This is a genomic window from Mesorhizobium zhangyense, from assembly GCF_011045115.1.
GTDB lineage: Bacteria > Pseudomonadota > Alphaproteobacteria > Rhizobiales > Rhizobiaceae > Mesorhizobium_M > Mesorhizobium_M zhangyense.
In genome coordinates, this window is record NZ_JAAKZG010000001.1 from 434,640 (window position 1) to 449,299 (window position 14,660).

The window sequence follows — 14,660 nt, forward strand, 5'->3', positions numbered from 1 at the left end:
TCGTCGGTATCCATTTGAATTTGTGACGAAAATCAGTTCTGGAAAAAAGCGCTCGGTATTGGTGAAATCGGTATCGTTCCTATATAAGAGGGCAGTGATTCTCCTAGTTTAAGTGATCCGATTTGACCGACCAGAAATTACCGGGTGGACCCGGCGGCCCCTCCGATATCGAGCCTATCTCGATCATCGAGGAGATGCAGCGTTCCTATCTCGACTATGCGATGAGCGTCATCGTCAGTCGTGCGCTTCCGGACGTTCGCGACGGGCTGAAGCCGGTTCACCGGCGTATCATGTTTGCCGCCCATGAGAGCGGCTACCACTGGAACCGCAAATATGTGAAGTCGGCGCGCCCGGTCGCCGACGTCATGGGTAAATACCACCCCCACGGCGATGCTTCGATCTACGATGCCTTGGTTCGAATGGCGCAGGACTGGTCGCTGCGCGTGCCACTCATCGACGGGCAGGGCAATTTCGGTTCGATCGACGGCGATCCGCCTGCGGCGATGCGTTATACGGAATCGCGCCTGACCAAGGTCGCGCACGAGCTTCTGGAGGATATCGACAAGGATACGGTTGATTTCCAGGAGACCTATGATGCGTCCGGCCGCGAGCCGCGCGTTCTGCCGGCGCGCTTCCCCAACCTTCTGGTCAACGGCTCCGGCGGTATCGCGGTCGGCATGGCGACCAATATTCCGCCGCACAATCTGAGCGAAGTCTGTAATGGCGCCATTGCGCTCATCGACAATCCGGCGATCGACCTGCCGGCGCTGATGGAAATCATTCCGGGTCCGGATTTCCCGACCGGCGGCATCGTTCTCGGCCGCTCTGGCATTTATAATGCCTATTCGACCGGGCGCGGCTCCATCGTCATGCGCGGCAAGGTCGCCATCGAGCAGATCCGCAACGACCGCGAAGCCATCATCATCACCGAAGTTCCCTATCAGGTGAACAAATCGACGATGATCGAGAAGATGGCCGAGCTGGTGCGCGACAAGCGTATCGAGGGCATTTCCGATATTCGCGACGAGTCCGACCGGCAGGGTTACCGCGTCGTTATCGAATTGAAGCGTGATGCGGTTGCCGACGTCATTCTCAACCAGCTCTACCGTTTCACGCCGCTGCAAACGTCTTTTGGCGCCAATGTGGTTGCGCTGAACGGCGGCAAGCCGGAAGTCCTCACGCTGATCGACATGCTGAAGGCGTTCGTTGCCTTCCGCGAAGACGTCATCAGCCGCAGGACGAAATTCCTGCTGCGCAAGGCGCGTGATCGCGCCCATGTCTTGGTCGGCCTGGCTATTGCCGTCGCCAATATCGACGAGGTCATCCGGGTGATCCGGCAGGCGCCCGATCCGCAGACGGCACGCGAACAGTTGATGGAGCGCCGCTGGCCGGCCCGTGATGTCGAGTCGCTGATCCTGCTGATTGACGATCCGCGCCATCGCATCAACGATGACGGCACCTACAATCTGTCCGAGGAACAGGCGCGCGCCATTCTGGAACTGCGTCTGCAGCGCCTGACGGCCCTTGGCCGCGACGAAATCTCGGACGAACTCAATACCATCGGCGACGAGATCAAGGATTACCTCGACATCCTGTCATCGCAAGCGCGCATACAGCAGATCGTCAAGGACGAGCTTGCGGCCGTTCGCGACGAGTTCGGCACGCCGCGCCGCACGGAACTTAGCGACGGCGGCTCGGACATGGACGACGAGGACCTGATCCAGCGCGAGGACATGGTCGTCACCGTCAGCCATTCCGGCTACATCAAGCGCGTGCCGCTTTCGCTCTACCGGGCGCAGCGCCGCGGCGGCAAGGGCCGCTCGGGCATGTCGACCAAGGACGAGGATTTCGTCACGCGGCTGTTTGTGGCCAACACGCATACGCCGGTGCTGTTCTTCTCCTCGCGCGGCATCGTCTACAAGGAAAAGGTCTGGCGCCTGCCGATCGGTAGCCCGCAGTCACGCGGCAAGGCCTTGATCAACATGCTGCCGCTGGAACAGGGCGAGCGCATCACCACGATCATGCCCCTGCCAGAGGACGAAACGAGCTGGGGCGATCTTGACGTGATGTTCGCCACCACGCGCGGCACCGTGCGCCGCAACAAGCTCAGCGACTTTGTTCAGGTCAACCGCAACGGCAAGATCGCGATGAAGCTGGAGGAGGCGGGCGACGAGATTCTCGGCGTCGAGACCTGCACCGACAATGACGATGTGCTTTTGACCGCAGATACCGGCCAGTGCATTCGCTTCTCGGTCGGTGACGTGCGCGTCTTCCAGAGTCGCAACTCCGTCGGCGTTCGCGGTATCAGCATGGGCGAAAAGGACCGCGTCATCTCGATGGCGATCCTCGAGCATGTCGATGCAGACGCGCCAGAGCGTGCGGCCTATCTCAAGCGTTCGGTTGCCGAGCGGCGGCTGGCCGCCGATGCGGCTGTCGGCGAAGAGGAAGATATCGCACTGACCAACGAGGAAGTCGGCGAGGAAGCCGACATTTCGGAGGAGCGCTATCAGTTCTTGTCGCAGCACGAGCAGTTCGTGCTGACTGTCACCGAGTATGGCTACGGCAAGCGTTCGTCGTCCTACGATTTCCGTCTGACGGGCCGTGGCGGCAAGGGCATTCGCGCGACCGATGTGTCGAAAGTCGCTGAAATCGGCCGCCTTGTTGCGACCTTCCCGGTCGGCAATGAGGACCAGATCATGCTGGTTTCCGACGGTGGACAGGTGATCCGCGTGCCGGTCAACGGCATTCGCTTCGCCAGCCGTGCCACCAAGGGCGTCACGATCTTCAATACGGCAGATGGCGAGAAAGTCGTCTCTGTCGAGCGCATTTCCGAGCCGCAGGGCGACGAAGAGGCTGACGAGATCGTTGCTTCAGACGGAACGGTTGTCGAAGGTGTTACAGAAATTGCGCCCGAAGATCAGGGCCCGACAGAGTAATACCAGGAAATCCTGAAGTATTGCTCTCGCGCTAACCCACCTCGCCGGAAACGGTGAGGTGGTGGTTCAAGAAATCAGCGGGGACCGAAACCGTTCGAGCGAGCCTTCTGTTCCTGAAGGCGCATGCGCTCCGACTCCTGATGGATGCCGAAAGCGGTTGCGATCAACATGGCGATAGTCATTGCAGCAGCGAGCATGTAAATCATCATGGTCTTGTTCTCCTGACCTCGATAACGATGATGTGGCGATTTGGTTTCATGTTTTCCAGATCACGCTACTTCGCATTGCTTGAACTTGTCGTGATCGCTCCATTCATCCGGTGTTCATTCTGCGCCCGTGAGCAGATTGCCTTTGCTCACGCTGCCCGCTAGAAACCACGCCATGACAGAGCGTATCGCCATCTATGCCGGGTCGTTCGACCCCTTGACCAACGGCCATCTCGACGTGCTGAAGGCTTCGCTTGCCATCGCCGACACGGTGTTTGCGGCGATCGGTATTCATCCCGGGAAGAAACCGCTGTTTGCTTTCGAGGAGCGCGTCGGCCTCATTGAACAGTCGATCGCCACCGAGTTCGGTAAGGATGCCAAGCGCATCAAGGTCGTTTCTTTCGACGGCCTGGTCATCGATGCAGCCAAAGAGCACAACGCTTCGATCATGATCCGCGGCCTGCGTGACGGCACCGATCTCGACTACGAGATGCAGATGGCCGGCATGAACGAGACCATGGCGCCCGACCTGCAGACGATATTCCTTCCGGCAAGCCCTTCGGTTCGCACCATTACCGCCACACTTGTCCGCCAGATAGCGTCGATGGGCGGCGATATCCGGCCGTTCGTGCCAAAAGTGGTCGCCACCGCGCTGACTGCAAAATTCGCAAAGTAAAGGGAGTGGAGATGTCCATGCAGCTGAGAAAGCTTGCTTCGTCGTTCGTCGTCATCGCCGGTCTTGTCGGCTCTTCGTTCTCCGCCTTCGCGGCCGAGCCCGAAAACACCATGGTCATCAGCCTCAAGGGCGGAGATGTGACCGTCGCGCTTCGACCCGATCTCGCACCGAAGCATGTCGAGCAGATCAAGGCGCTGGTGCGCGAAGGCGCCTATGACAACGTCGCCTTCCACCGCGTCATCGACGGCTTCATGGCCCAGACCGGCGATGTCGAGTTCGGCAACATGAAGTCCGGCTATAATGCCGAGCGCGCCGGCACCGGCGGCTCGAAAAAGCCCGACCTTCCGGCCGAATTCTCCACCAGCGAACATTTCGTGCGCGGTACGGTCGGCATGGCCCGGGCCCAGAACCCGAATTCGGCGAATTCACAGTTCTTCATCATGTATGCACCCAATCCCGGCCTCGACGGCGACTACACCATCGTCGGCAATGTCGAGAGCGGCATGGAGTTCGTCGACGGCATAAAAAAGGGTGATGCGGCTGCTAACGGGGTTGTCAGCAGTCCCGACCGCATGATCAAGGTGCGCATCGCCAGCGACGGCAAATAAACTGAAATTACGAAACAAGGAAATCTGATATGGCCGAGATCAAGGATCGCGAAAACGCGCTCATCATGGAAACCACGAAGGGCAAGGTCGTCATCGAACTTCTGCCCGACCTGGCGCCCGGCCATGTCGGCCGCATCAAGGAACTGGCGCGTGAAGGTGCCTATGACGGCGTGGTGTTCCACCGCGTCATCGAAGGCTTCATGGCGCAGACTGGCGACGTCAAGTTCGGCAAGTCCGACGGCCCGAGCTTCAACCCGTCGCGCGCCGGCATGGGCGGTTCCGACAAGCCGGACCTGAAGGCCGAGTTCTCCAACATGAACCACGCGCGCGGCACCTGCTCGATGGCCCGTTCGCAGAACCCGAATTCGGCGAATTCGCAGTTCTTCATCTGCTTCGAGGATGCCGGCTTCCTCAACCGCCAGTACACGGTGTGGGGCCAGGTCATCGAAGGCATGGACAATGTAGACAAGATCAAGCGCGGCGAGCCGGTTCAGGATCCCGACAAGATTGTGTCGCTGAAGGTCGCGGCAGACGTCGCGGAATAACAGGTAGGGCAGGCCGTTATGGCGGGGGTTCTCTGGTCACTGATCGGCATTCTGGCTGGCGCTTTCATCGCCATACAGGCGCCGATCAATTCCGAGCTCAGCAAGGGGCTCGGACTTCCCGTCGCGGCGGCCGCCTTTTCCTTCCTGTCGGGTGCGATCGTGCTCGGCATCGTTTCCTTTGCGATTACGCGCGCGCAAGGGATTTCCCTTGATTGGCGCGCGCCTGCGCCCTGGCTGTTCGTCGCCGGCGGCATGCTGGGCGGCGCCTATGTCACCAGCGCCACCATTCTGACGCCCAAGCTTGGTGCCGCGGCATTGATGGCGTTTCTCGTCACCGGTCAGCTGCTTGCCGGCATGCTCATCGACCGCGTCGGCTTCCTCGGCGTCGCCGTCCGCGAGATTTCGGTGGGGCGCATCGCCGGCGCGCTCCTGCTGCTCGCCGGTGCGCTGATGATCCGCATCTACTGATGCGCGTCGATCTTTTCGATTTTGAACTCTCGGAAGAGCGCATCGCATTGCGCCCGGCTGAGCCGCGCGATTCCGCGCAGCTGTTGGTCGTCAGGCCCGTGGAAGCAGTGGAGGACAGGCATGTCGGCGATCTGCCACAACTGCTCCAGCCCGGCGATCTGCTTGTTTTCAACGACACGAAAGTCATTCCGGCACAGCTGAAAGGCATAAGGCGTCGCGGCGAGGCTGCTGCGCATGTCGATGCAACGCTTCACATGCGCACCGGTCCGGATCGCTGGCTGGCCTTTGTCCGTCCGGGCAAGCGCGTGGTGGCGGGCGACCGCATCCATTTCGGCCATGACGGCAATTCCTGTTTTCTCGGTGCGCTCGACGCCACCGTGCTCGAGAAAGGCGAGGGCGGCGAGGTGCTGCTCGGTTTTGACTTGTCCGGTCCCGTATTGGACGAGGCGCTGCATAGCGTCGGCCATATTCCGCTGCCGCCCTACATCGCCTCGAAGCGTCCCGACGACGCTCGCGATCTGACCGACTACCAGACCGTCTATGCGCGAGAGGAGGGGGCTGTCGCCGCTCCCACTGCCGGGCTGCATTTCACGCCGGCGCTTTTCGAAGCGCTTGACACGCGCGGCATCGAGCGCCATTTCGTGACGTTGCATGTCGGTGCCGGCACGTTTCTGCCGGTGAAAGTCGACGACACGGCCGATCACAAAATGCATGCCGAGATCGGCCACGTGTCGGAAGAAACGGCAAACGCGATCAACAAGGCCCGCGCCGAGGGTCGCCGTGTCGTCGCCGTCGGTACGACCTCATTGCGATTGCTGGAAAGTGCAGCGAGCGAAAGCGGGCAGTTAGCCGCTTGGTCCGGCCCAACCGATATCTTCATCACGCCGGGCTATCGCTTCCGTGCCGTCGATGTGTTGATGACCAATTTTCACCTCCCACGCTCGACGCTGTTCATGCTGGTCTCGGCCTTCGCCGGAACGGACACGATGCGCGCGGCCTATGCGCATGCCATCGAAAACCGCTACAGATTCTACTCCTATGGAGATTCCAGTCTCCTGTTCAGGGCCGATCCATGAGCACCGAATTTTCCTTCAAGGTTCTCGCCACCGACGGCAAGGCCCGGCGCGGTGAGATCACCATGCCGCGCGGCACCATCCGCACGCCGGCCTTCATGCCGGTCGGCACCGGCGGCACGGTCAAGACCATGTATATGGACCAGGTGCGCGATCTCGGCGCCGACATCATCCTCGGCAACACCTATCATTTGATGCTGCGGCCGGGCGCAGAGCGCGTCGCGCGGCTCGGCGGCTTGCACGAATTCGCCCGCTGGCCCTATCCGATCCTGACCGATTCCGGCGGATTCCAGGTCATGTCGCTGTCGAAACTGCGCAAGCTCAATGAACAGGGCGTGACCTTCCGCTCGCATATCGACGGCGCGGCCTATGAAATGTCGCCCGAGCGCTCGATCGAGATCCAGGGCCTGCTCGATTCCGATATCCAGATGCAGCTGGACGAATGCGTTGCGCTACCGGCCAAGGACAAGGATATCGAGAAAGCGATGGAGCTTTCGCTGCGCTGGGCCGAACGCTGCAAGGTGGCCTTCGGCGAACAGCCGGGCAAGGCGATGTTCGGCATCGTGCAGGGCGGCGACACGCCGGCATTGCGCGTGCGTTCGGCGCAGGCGCTGAGTGGGCTCGGGCTGAAAGGCTATGCCGTCGGCGGGCTGGCGGTCGGTGAGCCGCAGGAAGTCATGCTCGACATGCTCGACGTGACCTGCCCGGAACTGCCGACTGAGAAGCCGCGCTATCTGATGGGCGTCGGCACGCCCGATGACATCGTCAAATCCGTGGCGCGAGGCATCGACATGTTCGACTGCGTCATGCCGACCCGCGCCGGCCGTCATGGCCTTGCCTATACGCGGCGCGGCAAGGTCAATCTTCGCAACGCCCGCCATGCCGACGATCATCGTCCGCTCGATGAGGAAAGCGACTGCCCCGCTGCGCGCGATTATTCCCGCGCCTACCTCCATCACCTCGTCAAGTCGCAGGAGGCGCTGGGCGCGATGCTTCTGACCTGGAACAATCTTTCCTACTACCAGCGCCTGATGCAGGATGTTCGCGACGCCATCGAGGCCGGCGCATTCGTTGATCGTACGGCCGAGATTTCGGAAGGCTGGGCGCGGGGCGATATTCCGGCGCTTTGAACGGTCTCAAGTGCTGAATGAATTCGCCGCCCGCAGGCTGACACCGGTAATGCGGAACACACCGTCCGGCTGCAGTTCGAGCGTGTAGACCGCCTCATAATCCTTGCCGTCGGCACCGACGATAATCACCTGCTGGATGATCGAGGTCGGGCTGAGTTCCTGAACCTTGCCGAAGGCGTAGCTGCGCGGCTGATGGACCGGCTGGTAGGCGCCCGTCACCATGTTCATGAAGTTTTCCAGCGTCGGGAAGATGCGTTTCACATTGGGTGCGGCAAAACTGTAGGCGGCGGCGTTGTCACCGGCGCGGAACGCCTTGAGCTGGCTGTCGATCGAGCTCTGGGCCGCCTTTATCTCCGCGTCGCCGGCAAACGCCATGGAGGCGTAGAGTGCGGGAATGGCAAGAGCTAATAGGCTTCGGCGCATGAATTCTCTCCCGTCGTATCGAGCGCAGTGCCGCAGCTCGGCATCGATGCGCCGGGCTTCAGTTTAACATACGCAAGGCGTGGCTTTCCGGTTTCATCCTGCAGCAAGATTCGCTTGTCAGAACTGCCGATGGCGGCGCCGACTTTGCCCAAGCGATTTTCAAACCCCGTAGGCAGCATGCCTATATTCTGGGCAAAAGGCGGAAGATGCATCGCGTTGATCATGGAATGTGCGATTGCGCTTGCTTTTCGTCTTCGACCTCATTTCAAATGAGGTTCAGAGGGGAGTGCGCGATTGGCTGCATTCGATGAAATGCTTCCGGAAACTACCGGATTGCGAAAACCATACACGGGCTATGACGACTGGTTCAAAGACCAGGATGCAGCCCGATTGACCGAAAAGATGCGCGATGCCGAGCGCGTTTTCCGCAAGACCGGCATCACCTTTGCCGTCTATGGCGAAGAAGAGGCCGCCGAACGCCTCATTCCCTTCGATATCGTCCCGCGCATCATATCCGGGCAGGAATGGCGCCGCCTGACGCAAGGCATCGAACAGCGCGTTCAGGCGTTGAATGCTTTTCTCGACGATATCTACCACCGCCAGGAAATCCTGCGGGCAGGGCGCATACCCCGCGAATTGATCGCCAGCAACGTGGCCTTCCTGCCGGAAATGATCGGCGTACGGCCGCCGGGCGGCGTCTACACCCACATCATCGGCACCGACATTGTGCGCATCAACGAGAACGAGTTCTACGTTCTGGAGGACAATGCGCGCACGCCTTCCGGCGTTTCCTACATGCTGGAAAACCGAGAAACGATGATGCAGCTCTTTCCCGAGCTGTTTCAACGCATCAAGGTGCGGCCGGTCGAGAACTATCCGCAGCTCCTGCGACAATCGCTCGGCGCGGTGCGGCCGGATGGGGTGAAGGACGCGCCGACGATTGCGGTGCTGACGCCGGGAAGCTTCAACTCGGCCTATTTCGAACATGCCTTCCTTGCCGACCAGATGGGCGTCCAGCTTGTCGAGGGTTCGGATTTGCGCGTGGTCGACGGCCACGTCGCCATGCGAACCACCGAAGGCTACAAGCAGATCGACGTGCTCTATCGCCGCGTCGATGACGCCTATCTCGATCCGCTGACCTTCCGTCCGGATTCGGCGCTCGGCGTGCCGGGCATCATGGATGTCTACCGCGCCGGCAACATCACCATCGCCAACGCTCCGGGCACCGGCATTTGCGATGACAAGGCGATCTACTCCTACATGCCGGAAATCATCGAATTCTACACCGGCCGCAAGGCGATGCTGGGCAACATCCCGACGTGGCGCTGCTCGGAGCCGGACAGCCTGAAGTATGTTCTCGAGCACTTGGACGAGCTTGTGGTGAAGGAAGTCCACGGCTCCGGCGGGTACGGCATGCTGGTCGGGCCGGCGGCGAGCAAGAAGGAATGCGAGGCGTTTTCGCAGAAGCTGAAGGCGCGCCCGGCCAACTACATCGCCCAGCCGACGCTTTCGCTGTCGACCTGCCCGATCCTGACCGAAAAGGGCCTGGCCCCGCGCCATGTCGATCTCAGGCCCTTCGTGCTGGTCTCCGACCGCATCCAGATCGTGCCCGGCGGGCTGACGCGGGTGGCGCTCAAGGAAGGATCGCTGGTGGTGAATTCCTCGCAGGGCGGCGGCACCAAGGATACCTGGGTTCTGGACGACTGAGTAAAAGGGTACCAATGCTTCTCGGACGTACCGCAAACGGCATTTACTGGATGAATCGCTATATCGAGCGGGCCGAGAATATGGCGCGCCTGATTGACGCTGGCATGCGCATGGCGCTGACCCGGACGTCGAGTTCGGCGGACGAATGGACCTCCGTCATACTGAGCGCCGGGGTGGAATCGGCATTCCGCCAGCGCCATGACGAGTTCAGCGCCGAGACGGTCACCGATTTCCTTCTGCGCGACACGTCCAATCCGTCGAGCGTGATGTCGGCGATCGAGACTGCGCGCAACAACGGCCGCATGGTGCGTACCGCTCTGACGCGTGAAACCTGGGAGAGCATCAATGAAGCCTGGATGTCGCTGAAGCGCATGCTGGGCAGCCCGGTCGACCAGCGCGACGTGCCGGCGGTGCTGGACGCCATCAAGCGCGAGACGGCGCTGATCCGCGGCGCTTTTCACGGCACGATGCTGCGCAACGAGATTTTCGATTTCTCCCAGATCGGCACCTTCGTCGAGCGGGCCGACAACACGGCGCGCATCCTCGACGTCAAATATTACGTGCTGCTTCCGTCGATTTCCTGGGTCGGCTCGACGCTCGACAACTACCAGTGGGAATCGATCCTGCGCTCGGTGTCGGCGCATCGTTCCTATCGCTGGGTTTATGAAGCCGACTACAGACCGGCCAACATCGCCGACTACCTCATCCTCAACAATCGCATGCCGCGTTCGCTGGCCTATTGCTATCGCAACATCGCCGAGAGCCTAGCCTATCTTGCCGACGACTATGGCGCGCTGCATCCCTGTCACAAGACGGCGGGCGAGACGATGGCCAAGCTTGAGGTCGGCAACGTAAAGACCATCTTCGACGCAGGTCTTCACGAGTTCCTGTCGTGCTTCATCCGCGACAATTACCGGCTCGGCGACGAGGTTGCACAGGATTACAGGTTCCACTGATGCGCCTCAAAATCAAGCACCGCACCGAATATCACTACGACATGCCGGTGCAGTACGGTCTGCAGCGGCTGCGGCTGTTGCCGCGAGAAGGCAAGACGCAGTCGGTACTGTCATGGAACGTCGTAGTCGGCGGTGCGCGCGAAGAGGTGCGGTTTTCCGACCAGTTCGGCAACGACACGCGGCTGGTCAGCATCGAAGGCGATCCGCGTGTCGTAAGCGTCGAGGCCACGGGCGAGGTCGAAACGCATGACACTGCCGGCGTGAGCGGGCCTCACACCGGTTTTGCACCGCTCTGGCTGTTCAGTCATGCAACGCCGTTGACGGAGGCTGGTGAAGGCGTTCGCGAGCTCGCCGCCTCGATCGCTCCGGGCGCCGAAATCGATCGGCTGCATCAATTGTTGGGCATGGTGCGAGAGCGTGTCGACTATGTCGTCGGCGCGACCGACGCCGAAACCACGGCGGAAGAAGCGCTGAAGCAGGGCAGTGGCGTATGCCAGGATCATGCCCATGTGTTTTCGTCGGCCGCACGGCTGCTGGGCATTCCAGCGCGCTATGTCAGCGGCTATCTTATGATGGACGGCACCATCGAGCAGGTGGCGAGCCATGCCTGGGCGGAAGCCTATGTTTCCACGCTGGGCTGGGTCGCGTTCGACGCCGCCAACGGCATTTCCCCAGACGAACGCTATGTGCGACTTGCGACGGGCCGAGATTATCGCGATGCTATGCCGGTTTCCGGGATTCGCTTGGGACAGGCGTCGGAACAGCTTGCGGTTCACATCACGGTCGAGCAGTAATCCCGGTATTGTTCTAGAATACGGGATTCCATGACTTACTGTGTCGGCCTCAAGTTGGATCGCGGTCTGGTGTTCATGTCGGACACCCGCACGAATGCCGGAATGGACAGCATCTCCACCTTCCGCAAGATGCATGTCTGGGAAAAGCCGGGCGAGCGCGTCATTGTGCTGATGTCTGCCGGCAATCTGGCGACGACCCAGGCCGTGGTCAGCCTGCTCGAAGAGCGCTCCAAGGCGCCGGAAGAACGATCTTCCGTCGTGCTTGAAACGCCGTCGATGTATCAGACGGCTCGGCTGATCGGCGATGTCGTCAAGGAAGTCATCGCTCATGCATCGCCGACAGGTGAGAGCGCCGATTCCTATTTCAACGCCTCCTTCATCCTCGGCGGCCAGATCAAGGGCAGTCCGCCGCGGCTTTTCATGATCTATCCGGAAGGCAATTTCATCGAATCCACGGATGACACGCCGTTCTTCCAGGTCGGCGAGACCAAATACGGCAAGCCCATCATCGTGCGCGCCTACGACCGCACGATGAGCTTCGAGGAAACTGTCAAGCTTTTGATGGTATCCTTTGATTCCACATTGAAATCCAATCTTTCGGTCGGTCTTCCGCTGGACCTTCTTCTTTATGAAAACGACGCGCTCGCGGTTAAGCTGAAAAAGCGCATCGCGCTCGACGATCCCTATTACCGGACGATCTCGGACGGCTGGTCGAATGCGCTGAAACTGGCGTTCAAGAGCCTGCCTGATTTCCCCATCTGATATCGACCGGCATCTGCCGGTGGGAGGAAAGCACTTGGACGGCAAGGAATTTCGCGATTGGTCGCTGAAGGCGGCCGAATGGGGCGCGGACTATCGCGAGACGCTGCGAGAACGCCCGGTACGAGCGCAGACCCAGCCGGGCGAGATTGCTGCCGGAATAGCACTTTCGCCGCCCGAGGCGCCCGAAGCGATGGAGGCGATCTTCGCCGACTTCGAAGAAAAGATCCTGCCGGGCATGACGCACTGGCAACATCCACGCTTCTTTGCCTATTTCCCGGCCAATGCAGCGCCAGTCTCGGTGGTGGCAGAATATCTGGTCACGGTCATGGCCGCGCAGTGCATGCTGTGGCAGACATCGCCCGCCGCGACCGAACTCGAAACCCGCATCATCGACTGGCTGCGTCAGGCGCTGGGCTTGCCGGAAGGGTTTTCCGGCGTGCTGCAGGATTCGGCCTCGTCGGCGACACTCGCAGCCGTGCTGACCATGCGCGAGCGGGCGCTCGACTGGCAGGGCAACAAGCAAGGGCTGTCCGGACAGCCGCGCATCCGCGTCTATTCTTCCGATCAGGTCCACACCTCGATCGACCGGGCGATATGGGTTTCAGGTATCGGCGAGGAAAATCTCGTCCGCATCCCGACTGCCGGGCGCTGGCGGGCGATGGATGTGGCAGCTCTTGAAGCTGCGATCGTCGCCGACAAGGCAAACGGCCTGCTTCCCGCCGGCATTGTCGCCTGCGTCGGCGGCACCAGCACCGGCGGAACCGACGATATCGCCGCAGTCGCGGCGGTTGCGCAGAAATATGGGCTTTACCTGCATGTCGATGCCGCCTGGGCCGGCTCTGCGATGATCTGCGAAGAGTTCCGGCATTTCTGGACAGGCGTAGAGCACGCCGATTCGATCGTCTTCAATCCGCACAAATGGCTAGGCGCGCAGTTCGATTGCTCGGCACAGTTCGTGCGCAATCCCGATGATCTGGTTCGCACGCTGGCGATCAAGCCGGAATATCTGAAGACGCATGGCAAGGATGGCGTCGTCAATTATTCGGAGTGGTCGGTGCCGCTTGGCCGGCGGTTCCGCGCGCTGAAACTGTGGTTCCTATTACGCGCCCACGGCCTTTCCGGCCTGCGCACCATGATCCGCAACCATGTCGCCTGGGCAGAAAAGCTGGCCGCGCGGATTGCCGCGACGGTGGAGTTCGAGATCGTCACCGAGCCTATGCTGTCGCTGTTCTCATTCCGCCATGTGCCTTCAGGCGTGACCGACCTCGACGAGCACAATCTGCGCCTCATCAACGCGATCAACGACGATGGCCGCATCTACCTGACGCAGACGCGGGTCGACGGTCATTTTGCGATCCGTTTTCAGGTCGGCCAGTTCGAGGCTACCGAGCAGGACGTGGATACGGCTTATTCGGTGATCACCGAGATCGCAGCGTCGCTTCGGTGAGGGCATTTCCCAATTCGCCAGCTAGGTTTTTGCGGCGTTTCGTTTTACCTTGATTATTGCCTCAAACGAAGATCGGAGAAGCAGCGTGTTCCTGTCGACGCGGCATTCGGAAATCATACAGTTGGCCAAGGATTCCGGCCGCGTTCTCGTCGACGATCTGGCGGCGCATTTCGGCGTGACGCCGCAGACCATACGTAAGGATCTCAACGATCTGTGCGACCAGCGCCTGCTGAGCCGCATTCATGGCGGTGCGCTGTTTCCCTCCGGCATCGAGAACATGGAGTACGAAGCCCGCCGCAAGATCGCAGCGGAGGAAAAGGACGCGATCGGCCGCGCAGCCGCCAAGCTGATCCCGGACAACGCTTCGCTCTTCATCAACATCGGCACGACGACCGAAGCCGTAAGCCAGGCGCTTCTGGATCATTCAGGTCTCATGGTTATTACCAATAATATAAATGTTGCCAACAGGATGCGGGTGTTTCCTGAGATTGAAGTTGTGATCGCCGGCGGCGTCGTGCGCGGATCGGATGGCGGCGTGGTCGGCGAAGCAGCCGTCGATTTCATCAAGCAGTTCAAGGTCGACTACGCCGTCATCGGAGCATCTGCCATCGACCATGATGGAGCGCTACTGGATTTCGATTTCCGCGAGGTGAAGGTGGCGCAGGCGATCATTGCCAATGCGCGCCACGTCATTCTCGTCGCCGACGCGACCAAATTCGAACGTACCGCACCGGTCCGGATCGGGCATCTGTCTCAGGTCGATTCCTTCATCACGGATCGCTGCGATATCGAGTCCATACGTTCGATCTGCCAGGAGTCGGAAGTCCAGCTGATAGAGACCATGCGCTGAAGCCGTCAGTATGTCTTGATGTATTTTCGTTGACATTCGTTTATGTTTCGAATTGATAGAAAATAGTTTCGTACCGTGC

Annotated in this window: 16 protein-coding genes; 13 read left to right on the plus strand and 3 right to left on the minus strand. The window is 60.5% G+C overall.

Annotated elements, in window-relative coordinates; translation table 11 throughout:
- Nucleotides 1–122: 122 nt before the first annotated feature.
- Nucleotides 123–2,936 carry a DNA gyrase subunit A gene (gene gyrA / locus G6N74_RS02195; RefSeq protein ID WP_165113730.1) on the plus strand — a complete coding sequence of 938 codons (2,814 nt, stop codon included), beginning with the start codon at nucleotides 123–125 and terminating at the stop codon, nucleotides 2,934–2,936.
- Between the two features lie 74 nt (nucleotides 2,937–3,010).
- On the opposite strand, the gene G6N74_RS31135 is transcribed toward gyrA, so the two are convergent.
- Nucleotides 3,011–3,145: a hypothetical protein gene (locus G6N74_RS31135; RefSeq protein WP_091913611.1), complete on the minus strand. Its 135-nt coding sequence runs from the start codon at nucleotides 3,143–3,145 to the stop codon at nucleotides 3,011–3,013.
- A gap of 172 nt (nucleotides 3,146–3,317) precedes the next feature.
- On the opposite strand from G6N74_RS31135, the gene coaD reads away from it, so the two are divergent.
- Genes coaD through tgt form a run of 6 tightly spaced genes read left to right on the plus strand, consistent with a single transcriptional unit; the run spans nucleotide 3,318 to nucleotide 7,642 of the window.
- On the plus strand, nucleotides 3,318–3,818 hold the full coding sequence (coaD, locus tag G6N74_RS02200) for a pantetheine-phosphate adenylyltransferase (protein WP_165113732.1): 501 nt from the start codon (nucleotides 3,318–3,320) through the stop codon (nucleotides 3,816–3,818).
- A gap of 17 nt (nucleotides 3,819–3,835) precedes the next feature.
- Nucleotides 3,836–4,426, plus strand: a complete 591-nt coding sequence (locus tag G6N74_RS02205; protein ID WP_165113734.1) for a peptidylprolyl isomerase — start codon at nucleotides 3,836–3,838, stop codon at nucleotides 4,424–4,426.
- Nucleotides 4,427–4,455: 29 nt separating this feature from the next.
- A complete protein-coding gene (locus tag G6N74_RS02210) occupies nucleotides 4,456–4,971 on the plus strand; it encodes a peptidylprolyl isomerase (protein ID WP_165113736.1) in 516 nt (171 codons plus the stop codon).
- Nucleotides 4,972–4,989: 18 nt separating this feature from the next.
- Nucleotides 4,990–5,439: a DMT family transporter gene (locus G6N74_RS02215; RefSeq protein WP_091913615.1), complete on the plus strand. Its 450-nt coding sequence runs from the start codon at nucleotides 4,990–4,992 to the stop codon at nucleotides 5,437–5,439.
- Nucleotides 5,439–6,515, plus strand: coding sequence for a tRNA preQ1(34) S-adenosylmethionine ribosyltransferase-isomerase QueA (gene queA / locus G6N74_RS02220; RefSeq protein ID WP_165113738.1), 1,077 nt, complete (start codon nucleotides 5,439–5,441; stop codon nucleotides 6,513–6,515). Before G6N74_RS02215 ends, queA begins: the two co-directional genes overlap by 1 nt.
- The gene (gene tgt, locus G6N74_RS02225) at nucleotides 6,512–7,642 is read left to right on the plus strand and encodes a tRNA guanosine(34) transglycosylase Tgt (RefSeq protein ID WP_165113740.1); all 1,131 of its coding nucleotides are present in this window, start codon (nucleotides 6,512–6,514) and stop codon (nucleotides 7,640–7,642) included. Before queA ends, tgt begins: the two co-directional genes overlap by 4 nt.
- A gap of 6 nt (nucleotides 7,643–7,648) precedes the next feature.
- On the opposite strand, the gene G6N74_RS02230 is transcribed toward tgt, so the two are convergent.
- Together G6N74_RS02230 and G6N74_RS02235 are read right to left on the minus strand one after the other, a co-directional pair.
- Entirely contained in the window at nucleotides 7,649–8,065 is a 417-nt protein-coding gene (locus tag G6N74_RS02230) for a DUF4864 domain-containing protein (RefSeq protein ID WP_165113742.1), read from the minus strand.
- Nucleotides 8,047–8,289, minus strand: coding sequence for a hypothetical protein (locus G6N74_RS02235; protein WP_165113744.1), 243 nt, complete (start codon nucleotides 8,287–8,289; stop codon nucleotides 8,047–8,049). Before G6N74_RS02235 ends, G6N74_RS02230 begins: the two co-directional genes overlap by 19 nt.
- Before the next feature lie 70 nt (nucleotides 8,290–8,359).
- Here G6N74_RS02235 and G6N74_RS02240 point away from each other — a divergent pair, with 70 nt between their 5' ends.
- The 6 genes from G6N74_RS02240 to G6N74_RS02265 all read left to right on the plus strand — a co-directional run bounded on the left by G6N74_RS02240 (nucleotide 8,360) and on the right by G6N74_RS02265 (nucleotide 14,581).
- On the plus strand, nucleotides 8,360–9,772 hold the full coding sequence (locus tag G6N74_RS02240) for a circularly permuted type 2 ATP-grasp protein (RefSeq protein WP_165113746.1): 1,413 nt from the start codon (nucleotides 8,360–8,362) through the stop codon (nucleotides 9,770–9,772).
- Between the two features lie 14 nt (nucleotides 9,773–9,786).
- The gene (locus G6N74_RS02245) at nucleotides 9,787–10,728 is read left to right on the plus strand and encodes an alpha-E domain-containing protein (protein ID WP_165113748.1); all 942 of its coding nucleotides are present in this window, start codon (nucleotides 9,787–9,789) and stop codon (nucleotides 10,726–10,728) included.
- On the plus strand, nucleotides 10,728–11,522 hold the full coding sequence (locus G6N74_RS02250) for a transglutaminase family protein (RefSeq protein WP_165113751.1): 795 nt from the start codon (nucleotides 10,728–10,730) through the stop codon (nucleotides 11,520–11,522). Before G6N74_RS02245 ends, G6N74_RS02250 begins: the two co-directional genes overlap by 1 nt.
- A 30-nt stretch (nucleotides 11,523–11,552) precedes the next feature.
- Nucleotides 11,553–12,284, plus strand: coding sequence for a proteasome-type protease (locus tag G6N74_RS02255; protein ID WP_165113754.1), 732 nt, complete (start codon nucleotides 11,553–11,555; stop codon nucleotides 12,282–12,284).
- Between the two features lie 34 nt (nucleotides 12,285–12,318).
- Entirely contained in the window at nucleotides 12,319–13,731 is a 1,413-nt protein-coding gene (locus G6N74_RS02260; RefSeq protein ID WP_165113756.1) for a pyridoxal phosphate-dependent decarboxylase family protein, read from the plus strand.
- Nucleotides 13,732–13,816: 85 nt separating this feature from the next.
- A complete protein-coding gene (locus G6N74_RS02265) occupies nucleotides 13,817–14,581 on the plus strand; it encodes a DeoR/GlpR family DNA-binding transcription regulator (protein WP_165113759.1) in 765 nt (254 codons plus the stop codon).
- Nucleotides 14,582–14,660 lie beyond the last annotated feature (79 nt).

Coding starts and splice junctions, on each gene's coding strand:
- G6N74_RS31135 (WP_091913611.1), bottom strand. CDS start 3,145: ATGATGATTTACATGCTCGCTGCTGCAATGACTATCGCCATGTTGATC.
- coaD (WP_165113732.1), top strand. CDS start 3,318: ATGACAGAGCGTATCGCCATCTATGCCGGGTCGTTCGACCCCTTGACC.
- G6N74_RS02205 (WP_165113734.1), top strand. CDS start 3,836: ATGCAGCTGAGAAAGCTTGCTTCGTCGTTCGTCGTCATCGCCGGTCTT.
- G6N74_RS02210 (WP_165113736.1), top strand. CDS start 4,456: ATGGCCGAGATCAAGGATCGCGAAAACGCGCTCATCATGGAAACCACG.
- G6N74_RS02215 (WP_091913615.1), top strand. CDS start 4,990: ATGGCGGGGGTTCTCTGGTCACTGATCGGCATTCTGGCTGGCGCTTTC.
- queA (WP_165113738.1), top strand. CDS start 5,439: ATGCGCGTCGATCTTTTCGATTTTGAACTCTCGGAAGAGCGCATCGCA.
- tgt (WP_165113740.1), top strand. CDS start 6,512: ATGAGCACCGAATTTTCCTTCAAGGTTCTCGCCACCGACGGCAAGGCC.
- G6N74_RS02230 (WP_165113742.1), bottom strand. CDS start 8,065: ATGCGCCGAAGCCTATTAGCTCTTGCCATTCCCGCACTCTACGCCTCC.
- G6N74_RS02235 (WP_165113744.1), bottom strand. CDS start 8,289: ATGATCAACGCGATGCATCTTCCGCCTTTTGCCCAGAATATAGGCATG.
- G6N74_RS02245 (WP_165113748.1), top strand. CDS start 9,787: ATGCTTCTCGGACGTACCGCAAACGGCATTTACTGGATGAATCGCTAT.
- G6N74_RS02250 (WP_165113751.1), top strand. CDS start 10,728: ATGCGCCTCAAAATCAAGCACCGCACCGAATATCACTACGACATGCCG.
- G6N74_RS02255 (WP_165113754.1), top strand. CDS start 11,553: ATGACTTACTGTGTCGGCCTCAAGTTGGATCGCGGTCTGGTGTTCATG.